This is a genomic window from Chryseobacterium sp. DZ-32 (genome assembly GCF_059587025.1).
The window spans coordinates 72,055-87,927 of record NZ_JCAIOM010000018.1 but is presented as its reverse complement, the minus strand read 5'-3'; the positions used below and the strand labels follow the sequence as shown (position 1 = coordinate 87,927).

Below are 15,873 nucleotides of genomic sequence, written 5' to 3'. Positions count from 1 at the left end.
ATTATATTTGTGTTCTGTTATTTACTTTTTTATTTCCTCGTGCAAAAACCATCAGAAAAGCACCTGAAAACTCTACAGCCCAACCCCATTTCAATGTAACGATTCCTGCAAAAGTTTCCTGCCAGGATTTGAATGGTAAAAAGCTAAAGTATTGCAGCGACTGCATTTTCACAGCAACTAAGGTAAATCCGAATAGAAGAATAAGGAGAATACCAAAGAACCTTACAATTTTTGCACTATTGTTTACAATCCCAAAAACTGCACATGCGGAGAAAATCCAGCATGCGATAGCCAGATAATGATCAAGCTTCCAATAGTTCCAGTTCCCTATTACAGGTACATGTACCAAGGGTAGAAAACTACCTACAATTACTAACAGTAATCCTAATAACTGAATATTTTTCATATTTACTAAAGTGCCAAAATACAAAAAAAAACACACTTTTAAATAGGGTGTTTTAAAAATAGAAATTCCGCACCCGAACACTTGTTAGCCATAAAAAAAAATCGATATTTCTAATTATTATATAAAGAAAAATGAGATTTATTATCAAATTAAAAATTAACATTTACTGTTTCTATATCAATCTGAAGTCCATATTTTTCTCCGGCAAAGCATTATTTGATAAAAGGATATTTGAATAAAAAAAAATTGCATCTTTTTTCAAAAATGCAATTTAATATCTTAATATATATAAGGTCTAATTAATGTTTAACTGATGAAACATCTTCCGGGTTATGTTTATGCTTGAACAATACCGCAAAGAAAACAGCCAGTATTAATGCATAGATTGCGAAAGAAAGCCATATCTGCTGCCAGTCTTTTACCATCACCACAGAGGAAAGAGTTCCATCTGAATTCACAGCTGCGTTGAAACTCTTCTTTAAAATATCCAGGAATGTAGGATTATCAGGTGTCGTTTGCAGATAAGCAGAAAGATCTGAAGCCGTAGAAAACTTATGGGTAAAGAACTTATCAATAGCCCATCCTGCAGCATAACTTCCAAAAACAGCTCCAAAACCGTTCGTCATCATCATAAATAATCCCTGAGCTGAAGAACGTATCTTTTTATCGGTAGTTGTTTCCACAAAGAGTGATCCTGAGATATTGAAGAAATCAAAGGCCATTCCGTACACAATACATGAAAGAATGATCAATGAAAGTCCAAATCCGTCCGGTACCCCATAAGCAAAGAAACCGAATCTTAACACCCAGGCCAGCATAGACATCAGCATTACTTTTTTAATTCCGAATTTCTTCAGGAAGAAAGGAATTGCCAAAATAAACAGGGTTTCTGAAACTTGGGAAATTGACATAATGATGGTAGATCTCTGTACCACGAATGAGTCTGCATATTTAGGGAAATTAGCAAATTCACTTAAGAATACATCACCATAGGCATTGGTAAGCTGAAGCGCAGCACCCAAAAGCATTGAAAACATAAAAAATAATGCCATTTTATAGTTTCCGAAAAGCTTGAAAGCATTTAAGCCTAACTGTTCAGATAATGGAGAGTTTTTATCAATCAGCTTTTGTGGTGGGCATTTTGGAAGTGTAAGGGCATAAATTCCTAAGAAAATTGCTACAACACCTCCGATATAAAACTGACCTTCTGTTGCTTTATTTCCACTAAGGTTGGTGATCCACATGGCAACAATAAAACCAATAGTTCCCCATACACGAATCGGTGGAAAGTCTTTCACTACATCCAGATTGTTATTTTTCAGGATTGTATAAGAAATTGAATTGGCCAATGCGATGGTAGGCATGTAGAAACACATGGCTACAAGCATTACCGAAAAGAAGGAATTCGGATCTGCAGAATGAGGCAGTATAAAAAGAATAACCCCATAAAGAATGTGTAATACTGAAAATATACGCTCCGCATTTACCCAACGGTCAGCGATAATTCCAGTAATGGTTGGCATAAAGATAGAAGCAATTCCCATTGTTCCGAACACAGCTCCAAACTGAGTTCCATCCCAATGTTTTGTGCCAAACCAGAAGTTTGCCATCGTAATCAGCCACGCTCCCCAAACAAAAAATTGGAGAAAACTGAGGATGGTCAGTCGTAATTTTAAATTCATAGTTTATATAAAAAGTATCTCTTTAATCAATTTTCTTTTTCCTCCTCTTGATTTCTTCCTGGATTTCAAGAGCGGTATCATAGTCTTCTTCTTTAACGGCTTCATCTAATAATTTCTGAAGCTCTTCCATAGAAAGAGATTTTAAGTTATCTTCTGTCTGTACAGTTTCTGAGAATGATTGTTCTTCTTTTGAAACGTCTTCCAGTTCCAGTAAAATTCCTGCTTCGTTTAAAACCTGCTGCGTTGTAAATATTGGCGCATCAAATCTTACGGCCATGGCAACAGCATCTGAAGTTCTGGCATCTAGGATCAGTTCTTCTTCTGTTACTTTATTTTTAAAGTTAATATTTGAAAAGAAAACTCCGTCTACAATCTGATAGATGATGACAGAAATTAACTCATAATTGGCAGAAACTATAAATTTTGTAAATAAATCATGAGTAAGAGGACGCGGTGGATGAATATCTTTTTCCAATCCGAGAGAGATAGACTGGGCTTCGAAATTTCCTATAACAACAGGTAATTTTATGTGTGTTTCTTCATGTTCCAATAACAATGCATAAGCCCCCGACTGGGTCTGGCTGTACGATATTCCGCGAATAATTAGCTGCTTATAATCCATAGCTACAAATATAGATTAATTTTTTATTGTGTTTTCACTTTTTTACGCAAAAATAAAAGCCCGGAAAGCCGAGCTTTTATCTGTATAGTTGATGATTGTCAAACGTCAATAGTGAATTTTGCTTCGCAAGTGAATTATTTCATTAAAAAATTGACGAGCAAAGCGAATTGACTATTCACAATTTACTTTCTTATCCTTTTATTGCTTTAATTTTCTCTGTTAATGCAGGAATAATCTGGAAAGCATCTCCTACTACTCCGTAGTCAGCAGACTTGAAGAATGGTGCTTCAGGATCACTGTTGATTACCACGATAGTTTTTGAAGAGTTAACTCCCGCAAGGTGCTGAATCGCTCCTGAAATTCCTACTGCAACGTAAAGATTCGGAGAAATTGCTTTACCTGTTTGTCCTACGTGTTCTGTGTGAGGTCTCCATCCGATATCAGAAACCGGCTTGGAACATGCTGTAGCTGCTCCTAAAACGTTTGCCAGATCTTCAATCATTCCCCAGTTTTCAGGTCCTTTCATACCTCTACCTGCAGAAACAACAATTTCAGCTTCTTTAAGGTCTAATTTACCAGAACTCTGCTCGTGAGAAATCACTTTAGTATCTTCATTGGCAACAGATAAGTTTTTCACTTCTTCTGAACCTGATACTGCATTTTCTTTAACACCGAAAGCGTTTTGAGAAACAGTAACGATTACTCCGTTTCCTTCTGCTTTTGCATGCATGAAACCTTTTCCTGAGAATGCTCTTCTTTTTACCTGGAAAGGAGAAAGGCTTTCTGGAGTTTCCAATGCATTGGTAATTAAAGAATAGTTCTTCATTACAGCAAGCATAGGAGCTACGGAAGAAGCGTCAGTAGTGTGAGGGAAAACGATAATATTTCCGTCTGCTACTTCACTTACAGCCTGTGCAAATGCTTTTGCTGAGAAATTTTTAAGACCTTCGTCTTTGATATTGATAACGTTTGATGCTCCATATTTGTATAATAGATCTGAAGAATCAGTTGGGTTTACAGAGATTGCCGTAACGGTATCTCCCGCTTTATCAGCAATAGCTTTAGCATAAGAAACTGCTTCGAAAGCTGCTTTTTTGTAAACTCCATTTATATTTTCTGCGTATACGAATACTGCCATTGTTTTACATTTAAAATTTAAAGATTGAAAAATTTAAAGATTAGATTACTTTAGCTTCTTCGTGAAGTAATCTTACCAATTCATCCAGATTATCAGGAGAAACCATTTTCACAGCAGCTCTTGGCGGAACGCTGTCATAAGATACACCCTGAACTTTTACTTCTGAGGAAGAAGGCTCTACTACCTGCAAAGGTTTTGTTCTTGCAGACATAATTCCTCTCATATTTGGGATGATAAGATCTTTTTCATCTACCAATCCTTTCTGACCTGCAATAACTGCCGGTAATTTTACTGAAATAGTTTCTTTTCCTCCTTCAATTTCTCTTACTGCAGTAGCTTCGCTTCCGTTAACGTCTAATCCTACTGAAGCGTTTACGAAAGGTTGGTTTAATAACTGAGCTACCATTCCAGGAACCGAACCTCCGTTATAATCGATAGATTCTTTTCCGCACAGGATAAGATCATATCCTCCGTTTTGAGCTACAGCTGCAATTTCTTTTGCTGTAGAATAGCTGTCTTTCGGGTCAAGATTTACTCTTACAGCATCGTTAGCTCCAATTGCCAAAGCTTTTCTGATTACAGGTTCTGTAGCAGCATCACCTACGTTGATTACCGTTACTGTTGCTCCCTGAGATTCCTGAAGTTTAACCGCTTTTGTCAACGCAAATTCGTCTAGAGGATTAATTACCCACTGAATTCCGTTTTTGTCGAAAGCAGATTTGTCTGCTGTAAAGTTAATTTTGGAAGTAGTATCCGGAACACTACTAATACAAACTAATATTTTCATATGTTGTTCTTAATTTTTTTATTGGTCATATGTAACCTTAAGGTTTCATGTGTGCTATTTTATTTTTTCCCTTTTGGCGCATAAAATCATGACAGTTTATGCAGAGATTTTGTTTGAATTAATTTTTGCTAATATAAATAAAAAATATATTATGCATGCATAATACTTATTAAATTATTATTCAATACATTAGATGTAGTTACTTCGCTGGTTTTGTTGCCCTAAACTCTATTTTACTCGGCAAAACCCTTGGGTTCATCTTTAAAATATCCAGTACAAGATTCCCCATATCTTCAGGCTGGATCTTCCAATTATCCTTTTCAGACGGAATATTTCCATTAAAATGAGTGGCTACTGATCCAGGCATAATTACAGTAGATTTAATATTGTATTTTCTTAAATCGATCATGGCAGCCTGAGTGAAACCTACCACTCCGAATTTGGAAGCATTGTATCCAGTTCCGTTTTCAAAGAAATTGGCACCTGCAAGACTGGAAATGGTAATATAGTAGCCTTCTGTCTTTTTCAACTCTTCTACAGAGGCTTTTAAAGTATAGAAAACCCCTGTAAGATTGGTTTCTATCATATCATTCCATTCTGCTGCGGTAAGTTCATCTACGGGCTTAAAAATCCCTAATCCTGCATTAGCAATAACATAATCCAGCCTTCCGAACTTTTCAACGGTATATTTTACAGCTTCCTGTTCGCTTTCCAAGCTTCTTACATCAGAAACAATTCCCAAAACATTTTCTGAATATTGCTTAAGTTCTTCTTCCGCCTTCATTACATCTTCTCTTTTTCTTCCTGAAAATGCTACAGAAATGCCATTTTCAAGTAAAATTTTCGCAATCCCGAAACCTATTCCTTTGGTTCCGCCTGTTATATAAGCTGTTTTATGATCTGACATATGATTAAAATTTTTAATTCTCTAAAATAACAAAAACGCTCCAATTGGAGCGTTCTGCTGATACTAAGATTTATCAGTAATTATTTTTTGATGAACTTCTCTGTAAAGTTTCTTCCTTCTGTTTCTACATTTAATAAATACGTTCCGGCAGATAGATTTCTAACGTTTACCTGATCGCCATTGAGTGTTGCATCCACTCTTTTTCCGGACATATCATATACTTCAACATGTTTAATTTTGTTAGGAGTTGTGATTTTTATAACCTCAGTAGCAGGGTTTGGATAGATGGACAGTTTCACATCATTTTTAACGGCATCTTTCGTAGATAACGCTGCTTCATTATTGATTTTAATATTATCGATATAGGCCGAACCTCCATAGTTGTCATGTACAAAATCCATTCTGTTAATATTATTATTACTGAATGGCTGTCCTGTATAGATTAGAGCATCGTTCAGGAAATATTGGATTCCTGTAGCCGTAGAAACTATTTTTACCCTGTACCAGGTATTGGCATTCCAGGTCTGGTTGGTATTAACCAGATTACCGGATCCTGCTGTAGCGAGTAAAATACTTCCGTCATAAGAAAAATCGATATAGGTAACAATTCCTCCAGCTCCTGTTGTACTTACTGTTCTAAAAACAAAATCTGAACTGGATGTACTTTTTTGGGTAAGTCTTACATCAAATGACTGTGTAAAGCTGTTATATGTCAGGGGTGTCGTAAAGGTATAAAAGCCACCCATTACCGGGCTCTGTTGCGGCCCATACGCTGGATCCGGAGTGATTTTAAAACTATTTGATCCCTGGCTTGCTATTTCAGATGACACCAATTGGGTTGTTATATATACCGGCGGTACTCCTCCATCATTGGTAGTAACCCAACCCTGCTGTCCATTAATGTTCCCTGCTGTATATCCTTCACTGGCTTCAAAAGAAATGGTCTGCTGGGCAAAAGATGATATTGAAATCAACGAAATTGCGAAAATGTAAAGTTTCTTCATGATATTTTTTTAGTTTCAAGCAAATATATACGTTTTAAATCTAAAAAACAAAACACGTTAATTTTTTACACATATTAACGAATTAACATAATATTTTTAATCAAAAATCGCAAAGATATTAAATCCAAGAAAGAAGATCAATTCCGAAAAATCATCCATGAATACATTAAAGCGCTAAAAAGATCCCATGTTTCCAGAGGTAAGAAATAATTTATCGGATGATCACTTTTTCTGTAAAATTTCCTCCTTCGGTTTTAACATTGACATTATATATTCCTGCACTTAAGCCTTTTACCTCTATTTTATTGTTGTTTATTTCCGTCTTTATGAGTTTTCCTGTCTCGTCATAGAGGTCAATACTTTTTACTTTGGCAACTGTATTAATATTGATAAAATCATGGGCGGGGTTAGGATAAACCGCAATTTCCTTAGTGTTTTCTTTAGAATCATGTACCGCCATTACCCCCAGTTCACTATTAATTTTGATATGATCAATATAAGCTGATCCCAATGAATTATTATGGACGAAACGAAGCTGGTCTATATTTAAAGAATTGGCGGCTGTTCCAGTGTAGATCAGCACATTATTAAGGTAATACCGCACATCTGTGGCACTTCCTACTATTTTTAACCGAAACCAGGTGTTAGGTATCCAGATTGAAGGCAGGGAAATCAGATTCTGTATACCTGAAACCGTGTTTAAAATCTTTACCGATCCTGTTTTTTCAAAATCCAATCTCACCACAGACTGGTCATCAATACTGTCTACACCCTGAAAACCAAAATCAGAGCCGTTGAACTGCGACATGTTGATATCGAATGATACAGAAAAATTGTTGGAAGCCAACGGTGCCGGAAGATTATAAAACCCTCCTATGATCGGATCATTCTGAGTTCCATATGTATTTTCTTTTACGATTCTAAGGGAACGGCTACCATCACTGGCTTTATCCATGCTGATGGTCTGATGGGTAACATTTTGCGGTATACCTCCTGTGGGAGTACTGATCCAGCCTGTCTGCCCATTGATATCTCCGGTGTTAAACCCTTCATTAGACTCAAAGGAAATGGTCTGCTGAGCTAAAATGCATATTGAAGATAGCAAAATTGCAACTGAATAGTATTTTTTCATAGTAAATCAAGTTTTGTATTAAAAATATAAACTTTCAATGAATAGTGAAATAACTTATTGCAAATAAAAATTAACCCTTTTATTTTCAGTGAATTTAATTTTTAAAATTCTTAAAAAGACTCTGCCAGCAGTTGATAACAGGATAATATAAAGCAAAAAATAAGGTATCTCTTTCCAGAAATACCTTATGATATCGTATTATTGATCAATTACTTTGAATAATTCTCAAAGAACAATGGAATACTTTCAATCCCTTTATAGAAATTGAACAATCCATAATGTTCGTTTGGAGAGTGGATCGCATCAGAATCCAACCCGAAGCCCATTAATACAGACTTAGCCCCTAACACCTGTTCAAACATGGCGGTAATCGGAATACTTCCTCCACCTCTGTAAGGAAGAACTTCTTTTCCGAATGCTGATTCCATCGCCTGTTTTGCAGCAGCAAATTCTTTTGTATTGGTTGGTAAAACATAAGGCATTCCTCCATGGTGAGGAGTTACTTTTACTTTTACTGTATCCGGAGCGATTTTTTCAAAATATTTCGTGAACTTTTCCGTGATTTCCTGAGGAGTCTGGTAAGGAACCAAACGCATTGAAATTTTAGCAAAAGCTTTTGAAGGAATTACAGTTTTAGCTCCTTCTCCTGTGTAACCACCCCAGATTCCGTTACAGTCTAAAGTAGGACGGATAGAAGTTCTTTCTAGAGTAGTATATCCTTTTTCACCTTCGATATTACTTAATCCGATTGATTTTTTGAATTCTTCCGGATTGTCTTTCAATTTGTTCATTTCAGCTCTTTCAGCATCTGAAACAGTTTCTACATTGTCGTAGAACCCATCAATAGTGATATGACCGTTTTCATCAATCAGATTAGCGATCATTCTCGAAAGAACATGGATAGGATTTGGAACCGCTCCGCCGTAAAGACCTGAGTGCAAGTCTCTGTTTGGACCTTCCACTTCTACTTCTACATAGCTTAAACCTCTTAAACCAGTTGTTACAGTAGGTTGCTCATTGCTGTAAATATGGGTATCGGAAATTAAGATACAATCACAAGCTAATTTCTCCTTGTTCTCGTTTACCCAGTCTCCCAAGCTTACAGAACCCACTTCTTCTTCTCCTTCTAAGATAAATTTAACATTGCAAGGAAGAGCATTGGTTTTCATCATGGCCTCAAAAGCCTTCAGATGCATGAAGAACTGTCCTTTGTCGTCAGCAGAACCTCTTGCGAAGATAGCTCCTTCAGGGTGTAATTCAGTTTTTTCAATATAAGGCTCAAAAGGTGGCTTTGTCCATAATTCCAACGGATCTGCCGGCTGAACATCGTAGTGTCCGTATACCAATACTGTAGGTAAGCTTTTATCTAAAATTTTCTCCCCGAAAACAATTGGATATCCTTTTGTCTGGCAAACTTCAACATTGTCAGCTCCAGCATTCTTAAGGTGTGCCGCCACTACATCTGCACATTTCAAAACGTCATCTTTATACGCCGGATCCGCAGAAATAGAAGGAATTCTCAATAACTCAAATAATTCATCCACGAAACGTTGTTTGTTTTCGTTGATGTAATTTAATGTCTCTTGCATTGTAAAAATTTATTTTGTTAAAATTAAAAAAAATGCCTGGCAGGGACAAACAAAAAGAAAGGATTTTCCCAATCTCATGCTAATGAACCCCATAGCCCTCTTTTTAATAAAAAAATGCCCTGCAGAAACAGGGCACTTATATATTTTGTACTTCTAATTAGTGTTCAGCTTTTGGAGCTTTATCAGCTTCAGCAGGTTTTGCAGCAGCAGTACTGTCTGTTTTTGGAGCAGCAGCTTCTTCAGGTTTTGCAGGAGCTTCTTCTTTATGCTCTGCTGCAGCAGCTTCATGTCCGTGAGCTTCTCCCTGAGGAGCGTCAGAATATCTTTCTACTCCTTCTTCAAGTTTCAAAGTAGCTTTGTTTCCTCCTTGCGGAACTTTTTTACAGCTTACCGCTACCGTTGCAATCGCTAAACAGATAACTAATTTTTTCATATGTAAAATTATTTTTTTTAAAAGATAATATGGAACCGCACTATTTTCAATCTATTCTGACCCTCCAAACAGCAAGCGATTACATGCTTCAATTTTTGATTGCCCAAAAGTAAGAAATCCTGCTTTTTTCGGCAACATTTTTATACTGATTTTAATATTATTTTCCCTTTTTTGGATTGGGTAAAAATAAGATACTGATCTCCTCCGTCTTTTAAACCGTATTTCTTTTTGATTTCTTCAGGTTTTAAAGGGTAATTTTTTGCAATGATATTAAACTGTCCTTTCTTTTTAATACTTTTAGAATCAACAGATTCCATTTCTAAAATCCTTCCCGGAAAGTTTTCAATCTTTTCAGAGGAAGTGTAAAGATGGCTGTTGGGATGAAGTTTTTTCAATCCGAATTTCAGGGAAATCAAATTAAAAGCTCCCGCCTTCAAAATAGAATGATTGGGAATATAAATGTATTTTTCCGGTTCGGAATATTCCGATTCCGCAGTTTCTTCTTCCCCAAATCTGAATGTAAAAGTCTCTTCTCCGCTTTCAAGGTTCACACAATTACAGATGATCTTATCCGTATTTTCGTTGGAGAGAAATACGACAACTTCTTTCACATCATTTTTGAGGGCAATAACATCAATTCTTGTAATACCGGGCAGCACAGAGACAAGATATTTAAGATCAATAAGAGGTGACAGTTTAACAACTACCTGACCGGAAATAGCCCGTAATTTTCCCTGAATTTCAAGAATATCAGGTGACAGGTCTTCTAAAAGAAAAACTTTGTTCTTTTGCTGGTCTCTCCTTGCCGGATCAAGATAAACAACATCGAAATATTCCTGATTTTCATCCAGAAAATCTTCGAGTTTTCTGTTGACAAATTTTGCCTTACAGCCCAGGATGTTCCAGTTATTTTCAACAATCTCTAAAAGCTCTGTATTCTGCTCTATTAAAGTGACATTCTCAAAATTTTGAGACAGATAAAAGGCATCAATCCCAAAACCGCTTGTAAGGTCAATGAATTTATTTCCTTTTAGAAATCCTGATTTATAAAGCGCTGTTTTTTCTGATGAAGACTGTTCAAGATTAAGCTGTGGTGGGAAGAGAATACCCTCTTTTAAGAGAAACGGAAATTTTCTCTCTGCCACCTGTTTTCCTTTGATCTGTTGTACAATTTCATGCATGGAAACCTCAGGAAAAGGGGATTTTTTTAGTAATAATGAGTGCAGATCTGTTTTTAGATTTGCATTGATATAGTTTTGAACGTCTTTGTTTAACAGTTTATTTCCCACAGATTCTGCCACTACTTATATTCATGTGTTTAAAATGCTTCGACTCCGCTCAGCATGACAATGCTAATGCTAAATGCCTAATTTACTATTGAGAGATTAAGACAGTATAATTAACCGTGTCATACTAAGCGGAGTCAAAGTATCACTATCTTAAAATTATCTTTTATAAAAAATATAGTCAGTCAATACCGGTGTTATACCTTTCTGTTTAAGCAAAGAATTGATTTGCCCTCTATGATAGGTAGAATGATTTACTGCATGAAAAAGCATTTCAAAAATAGTGTTTTCAAACTTTGTCCCTCTTGAATTCTGATATTCTATTCTTTTATCCAAATCAAGATTACTGATAATGTCAATACTTTTAAGAAAATTCTTATGATTAATCTCCTCCAGGGATTCAAAGGGATTGATCTGCCATACTTCAAAGGTTTCCTCTCCCAATATCCGGGCATTCCAGATCTGTTGTGCATTAAAGGTATGATTTATCAAACTGACCGTTTTATCGTTAATAAGCTCTCTGTTTTCAGAAATAACTTTAATCATCTCAGCGTTGAAATGATGGGTATATTCAAATAAATCTATCAGTTTTTCTTTCATTACTCAAACATTTCAGCCCAGCGTACGGCTTTTATTTCTTTTTCGCTGTAAAGATCCGTAATAGACTTTTTAACGTCTAATTTAGGGTACAGATTCACTCCGATCAGCTTTATTTTACCTTCTTCAATCCATTGCTGCTCTTCAATCGCATGATCATAGATTTTTTTCTGAATAGCTCCCTGTTTCAACAGCTCAAGATATCCTCCTGCTTCTTCAATTTCAACAAATAAAGCCCATGCTTTTTCTGCAAACTGCCGGGTAATATCTTCAACATAATAACTTCCGTTTGAAGCATCTTCAAATACGTTGATGATACTTTCGTATGCCAGAACAATCTGTTGCTTGAAAGAGATCTCTTCCGAGTTATCCGTACTTCTGTCTACAAGATAATTGTTGGAGAAAACAGCGTCTGCTCCGCCAATCATGGCAGAAGCAAGCTCCAACGTAGAACGGATCAGGTTATTTTCATTATCTGAAACAGCTTTATTTCGTAACGAAGTTTCAGCAAAGATGTAAGGAACTACATCCAGTCCGTATTCTTTTGAAAGCTGGTTGAAAATAATCTTAAAAGCTCTCAGCTTAGCCATTTCAAAGAAATAACTTCCTCCAACAGCTATTCTGAAAATCAATTTATTTAAAATTTCAGCTCCATACACTTCTGCTAACTCCTTAGCTTTCGCAAGGGCAATTCCAAGCTGTTGATAGATGGCAGCTCCGGCATTCTGATGCAGTGAGATATCTACGCAGATATTTCTTTTAAAATCTTTTGAAAGTAATTCTTTTACCAGCTGATCATCAATACTTCCTTCTTTTTCATTAAAAACATCAATCAGTGAAAAATACTGGTCTTCTTCTTTAGGACTGATGTGCCCTGCAAGATCTTTATTATTCACAAAAATGGTTTTCTGATCCAGATTTTCTACATTCTGATCCAGCATAAATGCAAATACTTCTTCTTCCAGACTTTCGTGGTATCTTGCAACCAGATGGGTACTTTCTTCAACTCTTGGCAGGTTTACCAAAGGCTTCTGAACTTCAGTATAAAAAGGCTTCACTTCTATTCCTTCCAGATTCTGTTTTTCTAAAACGGGATAAATATCCTCTGTTTTAAGTTGTTTTTTGACCAGGTTTTCCCAGTTTGAAAGTATATCTGTATTTGACATTAGTTTTTTATTTGTGAATTGTTAATGGTGAATTTTGCTTTGCAAGTGAATTTTTAAAAACTAAAAATTAATTTCATCATTAACGTAATTCTATTCAACTTTTATTACTTTTTAGCCACTTTTGTGCTGTCTACCACCAAAATGAAAATTTCTTCATTCGGTTTTTTCATAAAATAATTTTCTCTTGCGTATTTTTCTTTTTCTGACTTGTTGTTCATCAGTTTCTTATAAAAAGCATCATTTTTTTCGTACTCTTTCTTATAATAATCCAGCTGCTCTTCATATTTATGAATCTCACCATTCAGTTCATTAATAACAAGAAATGAAGTTTTATCGAAAAAAATCATCCATACCAAAAACAGACAGATCGTAATGGTATACTTGTTCAAAACATATTTCTGGATAAGTTTGAATGTTTCAGATTTCGGCTGAATGTCTTTGATAAGGTTGTTTTCTTCCATTTTTTAATGTTTTTTCAACGAGTTTTTAATAACAGTAGTTAAAAAATCAATGGCTACGGAATTCTGTTTCATATTGGGGATAATAAGATCGGCTTCATTTTTAGACGGCTCGATGAATTCCTGGTGCATTGGTTTCAATGTGGTCTGATAACGGTGCAATACTTCGCTCAGATCTCTTCCCCTTTCCTGGGTATCTCTCCTGATCCTCCTGATCAGTCTTTCGTCAGAATCTGCATGAACAAATACCTTCAGATCAAATTCTTTCAGCAATTCTTTGTTGGTCAAAACAAGAATTCCTTCTACTACCAATACGTTTTTAGGTTCTACAGTGACATGATCTCCTGTTCTGGAATGTGTAACAAAGCTGTAAATCGGCTGTTCAATCGGCTCATTGTTTTTTAAAGCTTTTACATGTTTTATCAGTAAGTCAAAGTCTATTGATTTCGGATGGTCGTAGTTCAGAGCTTCTCTTTCCGTCAATGTAAGACCCTGGTTGTCGTGATAATAATTATCCTGAGAGAGGATATTCATTCCCTCAATATCAAGCTGCTGAAGTATCTTATCAACAACTGTAGTTTTGCCGGATCCTGTACCACCGGCAATTCCTATTACAAGCATTGTTTTTTTGTTTCTTTATAGTTGGTACAAATATACTATTTTAGATAAAATATGACAATGTAAGAGTATTGAGAAATTAAAAGATTAAAGGATTTAAAGATTAAAATACATTCTGAAAACTGACAGGTCTTTATGATTTATTGGTATTACTTAACTTTCTTTTTGGGATTTAATAAAAAAAACCGACAATTCATTTGCCGGTTTTTTATTTTATACGATTTCGCTTGTTAATTCGCGCGAAATTAATTTTTCATGCATAGGCTTCAAAACATCCATTGAGCCTGTTTTTACGGTACATTTGCCTTTGTAATGAACAAGAATCGTGCATTGCTCTGCCTGTTCCAGCGTATGCTTGCATATTTCGATCAGACAGTCTATCACATAATCAAATGTATGGATATCATCGTTATGCAGTACCAGTTTATAAACTTCATCCGTATCATCCAGAACAAGTACTTCTTCTTCGTACTGACGTTTTGGATTTTCGTAATCTTTTATGCTGTTATAAAAATTCATTTTTATTCTTTTAAACTTCTCCTATTTTGTCTGCCAGATTATCAATCGCATTAGGTTCCTGATAAACAAGTTCCACCAGTTCAACACTCTTGTTATTCATTTTCAGAATTTTAAAGTGATAGTCTGCAAGATCAAACTCCTGGTTTTCTTCAGGGATTTCTTCGAGCTCATAAAGAATAAATCCGGCCAGTGAGTTGTACTCGCTTTCTTCGGAAAGAGGAAGTTTTCTGGGAAGGAATTCATTGATTTCCTCCAAAGGCTGTGTAGCCTGTACCCAATAGGTATTATCCGCTATTTTATCAACAATTTTTTCTTCATCGTCCTCTTCATCCTGAATTTCCCCTACCAGTTCTTCCAGAATATCTTCCAGTGTAATAATTCCTTCAGTTCCACCAAATTCATCAATAACAATGGCGATGTGCTGTTTTTTAAGCTGGAAAGTCTTCAGTAAGTCTGAAACTTTTTTACTTTCCACCACGAAGAAGGCGTCACGCATTAAGTCTTTAAGATCTTCATGATCCAGATCTCCTTTTCTCTTCACAAATTCTCTTATAATTTCTTTTGTGTAGAAAATTCCGATCACATTATCAATAGAATCAATATAAACTGGAATACGAGAGTAACCGCTATCCATTATTTTGTTGATAATATCATTGATATCTTCTTCAAAATCAATAGAGGTAATATTCTGCCTTGGAACCATGATCTGTTTTGCAGAATGATCTGTAAAATCAAATGCATTTTTGATGATCTCATAGTTCTCTTCTTCTATCTCTCCGCTGTCTGCACTTTGCTTTACCAAAAGCTGAAGTTCTTCTGTAGAGTGAATTTCCTGTTCCGAAGCCGGGTGAATTTTCACAAGTCTTAAGAAACCATTTGACATGGAATTCATCAACCAGATAAACGGTTTAAAAATCGTGTAAAAAACTCTCAACGGAACTGCTGTTGCCATTGTAGTGGCTTCAGATTTTCTGATCGCGATTGATTTTGGAATAAGCTCACCGAAAACGATGTGCATGATGGTAATCAATACAAAACTGGTCACCACTGAAATGGTGGTAATCGTTGTTTGTGTCAAGTCTATATTAAACGAATGAAAGAGGCTTTCAACCACGTGGTGCAAGGCGCTTTCTCCCACCCAACCAAGGGCAAGGGATGCTAATGTAATTCCTAATTGTGTAGCGGAAAGATATTCATCAAGATGCTTGATAATATGTTCTGCCTGCTTAGCCATAGAGTTTCCTTCTGCAGCTTTTAGCTGAATTTGAGAGTAACGAACTTTAACAATTGAAAATTCTGCGGCTACGAAGAAGCCATTGAGTAAAACAAGAAATAAGGCCAGCAAAAGCCTGACTATGTCCGAGTCCATTTAGAGATTGTATAAATTTTATTAGGTACAAAGATATGTAAAATAAAAATAACCTGAATCCGGGATAGATTATTTCGATGGAGGAATTTTCGGAACAGAAAGTGACACAATAAAATACCGCTATTTTCAAATAAAAAAAATAATTGGAACAACGACTCGT

At 35.8% G+C, this 15,873-nt stretch carries 17 protein-coding genes; all 17 read right to left on the bottom strand.

From position 1 onward, the window contains the following. Position 1: 1 nt before the first annotated feature. Positions 2-406 carry a hypothetical protein gene (locus AC59HC_RS18510; protein WP_202840682.1) on the bottom strand — a complete coding sequence of 135 codons (405 nt, stop codon included), beginning with the start codon at positions 404-406 and terminating at the stop codon, positions 2-4. 299 nt (positions 407-705) lie between these two features. Beyond that, entirely contained in the window at positions 706-2,088 is a 1,383-nt protein-coding gene (locus tag AC59HC_RS18505; protein ID WP_202840686.1) for a nucleoside permease, read from the bottom strand. Between the two features lie 22 nt (positions 2,089-2,110). Further along, complete coding sequence (locus AC59HC_RS18500) at positions 2,111-2,710, bottom strand: bifunctional nuclease family protein (protein ID WP_062674981.1); 600 nt, start codon at positions 2,708-2,710, stop codon at positions 2,111-2,113. A 190-nt stretch (positions 2,711-2,900) separates the two neighbouring features. Continuing rightward, entirely contained in the window at positions 2,901-3,848 is a 948-nt protein-coding gene (locus tag AC59HC_RS18495; RefSeq protein ID WP_202840688.1) for an electron transfer flavoprotein subunit alpha/FixB family protein, read from the bottom strand. 40 nt (positions 3,849-3,888) lie between these two features. Next, complete coding sequence (locus tag AC59HC_RS18490; protein WP_047429867.1) at positions 3,889-4,635, bottom strand: electron transfer flavoprotein subunit beta/FixA family protein; 747 nt, start codon at positions 4,633-4,635, stop codon at positions 3,889-3,891. A gap of 199 nt (positions 4,636-4,834) precedes the next feature. Next, positions 4,835-5,542 carry an SDR family oxidoreductase gene (locus tag AC59HC_RS18485; protein ID WP_137904917.1) on the bottom strand — a complete coding sequence of 236 codons (708 nt, stop codon included), beginning with the start codon at positions 5,540-5,542 and terminating at the stop codon, positions 4,835-4,837. Between the two features lie 80 nt (positions 5,543-5,622). Further along, complete coding sequence (locus AC59HC_RS18480; protein WP_202840691.1) at positions 5,623-6,546, bottom strand: T9SS type A sorting domain-containing protein; 924 nt, start codon at positions 6,544-6,546, stop codon at positions 5,623-5,625. A 211-nt stretch (positions 6,547-6,757) separates the two neighbouring features. Then, a complete protein-coding gene (locus AC59HC_RS18475; RefSeq protein WP_496559129.1) occupies positions 6,758-7,678 on the bottom strand; it encodes a T9SS type A sorting domain-containing protein in 921 nt (306 codons plus the stop codon). 209 nt (positions 7,679-7,887) lie between these two features. After that, positions 7,888-9,267: a dipeptidase gene (locus AC59HC_RS18470; RefSeq protein ID WP_227944398.1), complete on the bottom strand. Its 1,380-nt coding sequence runs from the start codon at positions 9,265-9,267 to the stop codon at positions 7,888-7,890. 157 nt (positions 9,268-9,424) lie between these two features. Continuing rightward, entirely contained in the window at positions 9,425-9,700 is a 276-nt protein-coding gene (locus AC59HC_RS18465; protein ID WP_110010261.1) for a hypothetical protein, read from the bottom strand. 140 nt (positions 9,701-9,840) lie between these two features. Next, on the bottom strand, positions 9,841-11,001 hold the full coding sequence (locus AC59HC_RS18460; RefSeq protein ID WP_496559128.1) for a class I SAM-dependent methyltransferase: 1,161 nt from the start codon (positions 10,999-11,001) through the stop codon (positions 9,841-9,843). A 144-nt stretch (positions 11,002-11,145) separates the two neighbouring features. Next, positions 11,146-11,586: a DinB family protein gene (locus tag AC59HC_RS18455; protein WP_496559127.1), complete on the bottom strand. Its 441-nt coding sequence runs from the start codon at positions 11,584-11,586 to the stop codon at positions 11,146-11,148. Then, positions 11,586-12,749, bottom strand: coding sequence for a methylmalonyl-CoA mutase family protein (locus tag AC59HC_RS18450; RefSeq protein WP_496559126.1), 1,164 nt, complete (start codon positions 12,747-12,749; stop codon positions 11,586-11,588). Before AC59HC_RS18450 ends, AC59HC_RS18455 begins: the two co-directional genes overlap by 1 nt. A gap of 104 nt (positions 12,750-12,853) precedes the next feature. Then, entirely contained in the window at positions 12,854-13,210 is a 357-nt protein-coding gene (locus AC59HC_RS18445; protein WP_002979124.1) for an FtsB family cell division protein, read from the bottom strand. 3 nt (positions 13,211-13,213) lie between these two features. Next, a complete protein-coding gene (udk, locus tag AC59HC_RS18440; protein WP_002979122.1) occupies positions 13,214-13,828 on the bottom strand; it encodes a uridine kinase in 615 nt (204 codons plus the stop codon). Positions 13,829-14,038: 210 nt separating this feature from the next. Continuing rightward, the gene (locus tag AC59HC_RS18435; protein ID WP_099049883.1) at positions 14,039-14,344 is read right to left on the bottom strand and encodes an ATP-dependent Clp protease adaptor ClpS; all 306 of its coding nucleotides are present in this window, start codon (positions 14,342-14,344) and stop codon (positions 14,039-14,041) included. 10 nt (positions 14,345-14,354) lie between these two features. Next, positions 14,355-15,713: a hemolysin family protein gene (locus AC59HC_RS18430; RefSeq protein ID WP_110010266.1), complete on the bottom strand. Its 1,359-nt coding sequence runs from the start codon at positions 15,711-15,713 to the stop codon at positions 14,355-14,357. Positions 15,714-15,873: the final 160 nt, after the last annotated feature.

Bases quoted from the DNA above. Each gene is read 5' to 3' on its own strand.
- AC59HC_RS18510 (WP_202840682.1), bottom strand. From the start codon at position 406: ATGAAAAATATTCAGTTATTAGGATTACTGTTAGTAATTGTAGGTAGT.
- AC59HC_RS18505 (WP_202840686.1), bottom strand. From the start codon at position 2,088: ATGAATTTAAAATTACGACTGACCATCCTCAGTTTTCTCCAATTTTTT.
- AC59HC_RS18500 (WP_062674981.1), bottom strand. From the start codon at position 2,710: ATGGATTATAAGCAGCTAATTATTCGCGGAATATCGTACAGCCAGACC.
- AC59HC_RS18495 (WP_202840688.1), bottom strand. From the start codon at position 3,848: ATGGCAGTATTCGTATACGCAGAAAATATAAATGGAGTTTACAAAAAA.
- AC59HC_RS18490 (WP_047429867.1), bottom strand. From the start codon at position 4,635: ATGAAAATATTAGTTTGTATTAGTAGTGTTCCGGATACTACTTCCAAA.
- AC59HC_RS18485 (WP_137904917.1), bottom strand. From the start codon at position 5,542: ATGTCAGATCATAAAACAGCTTATATAACAGGCGGAACCAAAGGAATA.
- AC59HC_RS18480 (WP_202840691.1), bottom strand. From the start codon at position 6,546: ATGAAGAAACTTTACATTTTCGCAATTTCGTTGATTTCAATATCATCT.
- AC59HC_RS18475 (WP_496559129.1), bottom strand. From the start codon at position 7,678: ATGAAAAAATACTATTCAGTTGCAATTTTGCTATCTTCAATATGCATT.
- AC59HC_RS18470 (WP_227944398.1), bottom strand. From the start codon at position 9,267: ATGCAAGAGACATTAAATTACATCAACGAAAACAAACAACGTTTCGTG.
- AC59HC_RS18465 (WP_110010261.1), bottom strand. From the start codon at position 9,700: ATGAAAAAATTAGTTATCTGTTTAGCGATTGCAACGGTAGCGGTAAGC.
- AC59HC_RS18455 (WP_496559127.1), bottom strand. From the start codon at position 11,586: ATGAAAGAAAAACTGATAGATTTATTTGAATATACCCATCATTTCAAC.
- AC59HC_RS18450 (WP_496559126.1), bottom strand. From the start codon at position 12,749: ATGTCAAATACAGATATACTTTCAAACTGGGAAAACCTGGTCAAAAAA.
- AC59HC_RS18445 (WP_002979124.1), bottom strand. From the start codon at position 13,210: ATGGAAGAAAACAACCTTATCAAAGACATTCAGCCGAAATCTGAAACA.
- udk (WP_002979122.1), bottom strand. From the start codon at position 13,828: ATGCTTGTAATAGGAATTGCCGGTGGTACAGGATCCGGCAAAACTACA.
- AC59HC_RS18435 (WP_099049883.1), bottom strand. From the start codon at position 14,344: ATGAATTTTTATAACAGCATAAAAGATTACGAAAATCCAAAACGTCAG.
- AC59HC_RS18430 (WP_110010266.1), bottom strand. From the start codon at position 15,713: ATGGACTCGGACATAGTCAGGCTTTTGCTGGCCTTATTTCTTGTTTTA.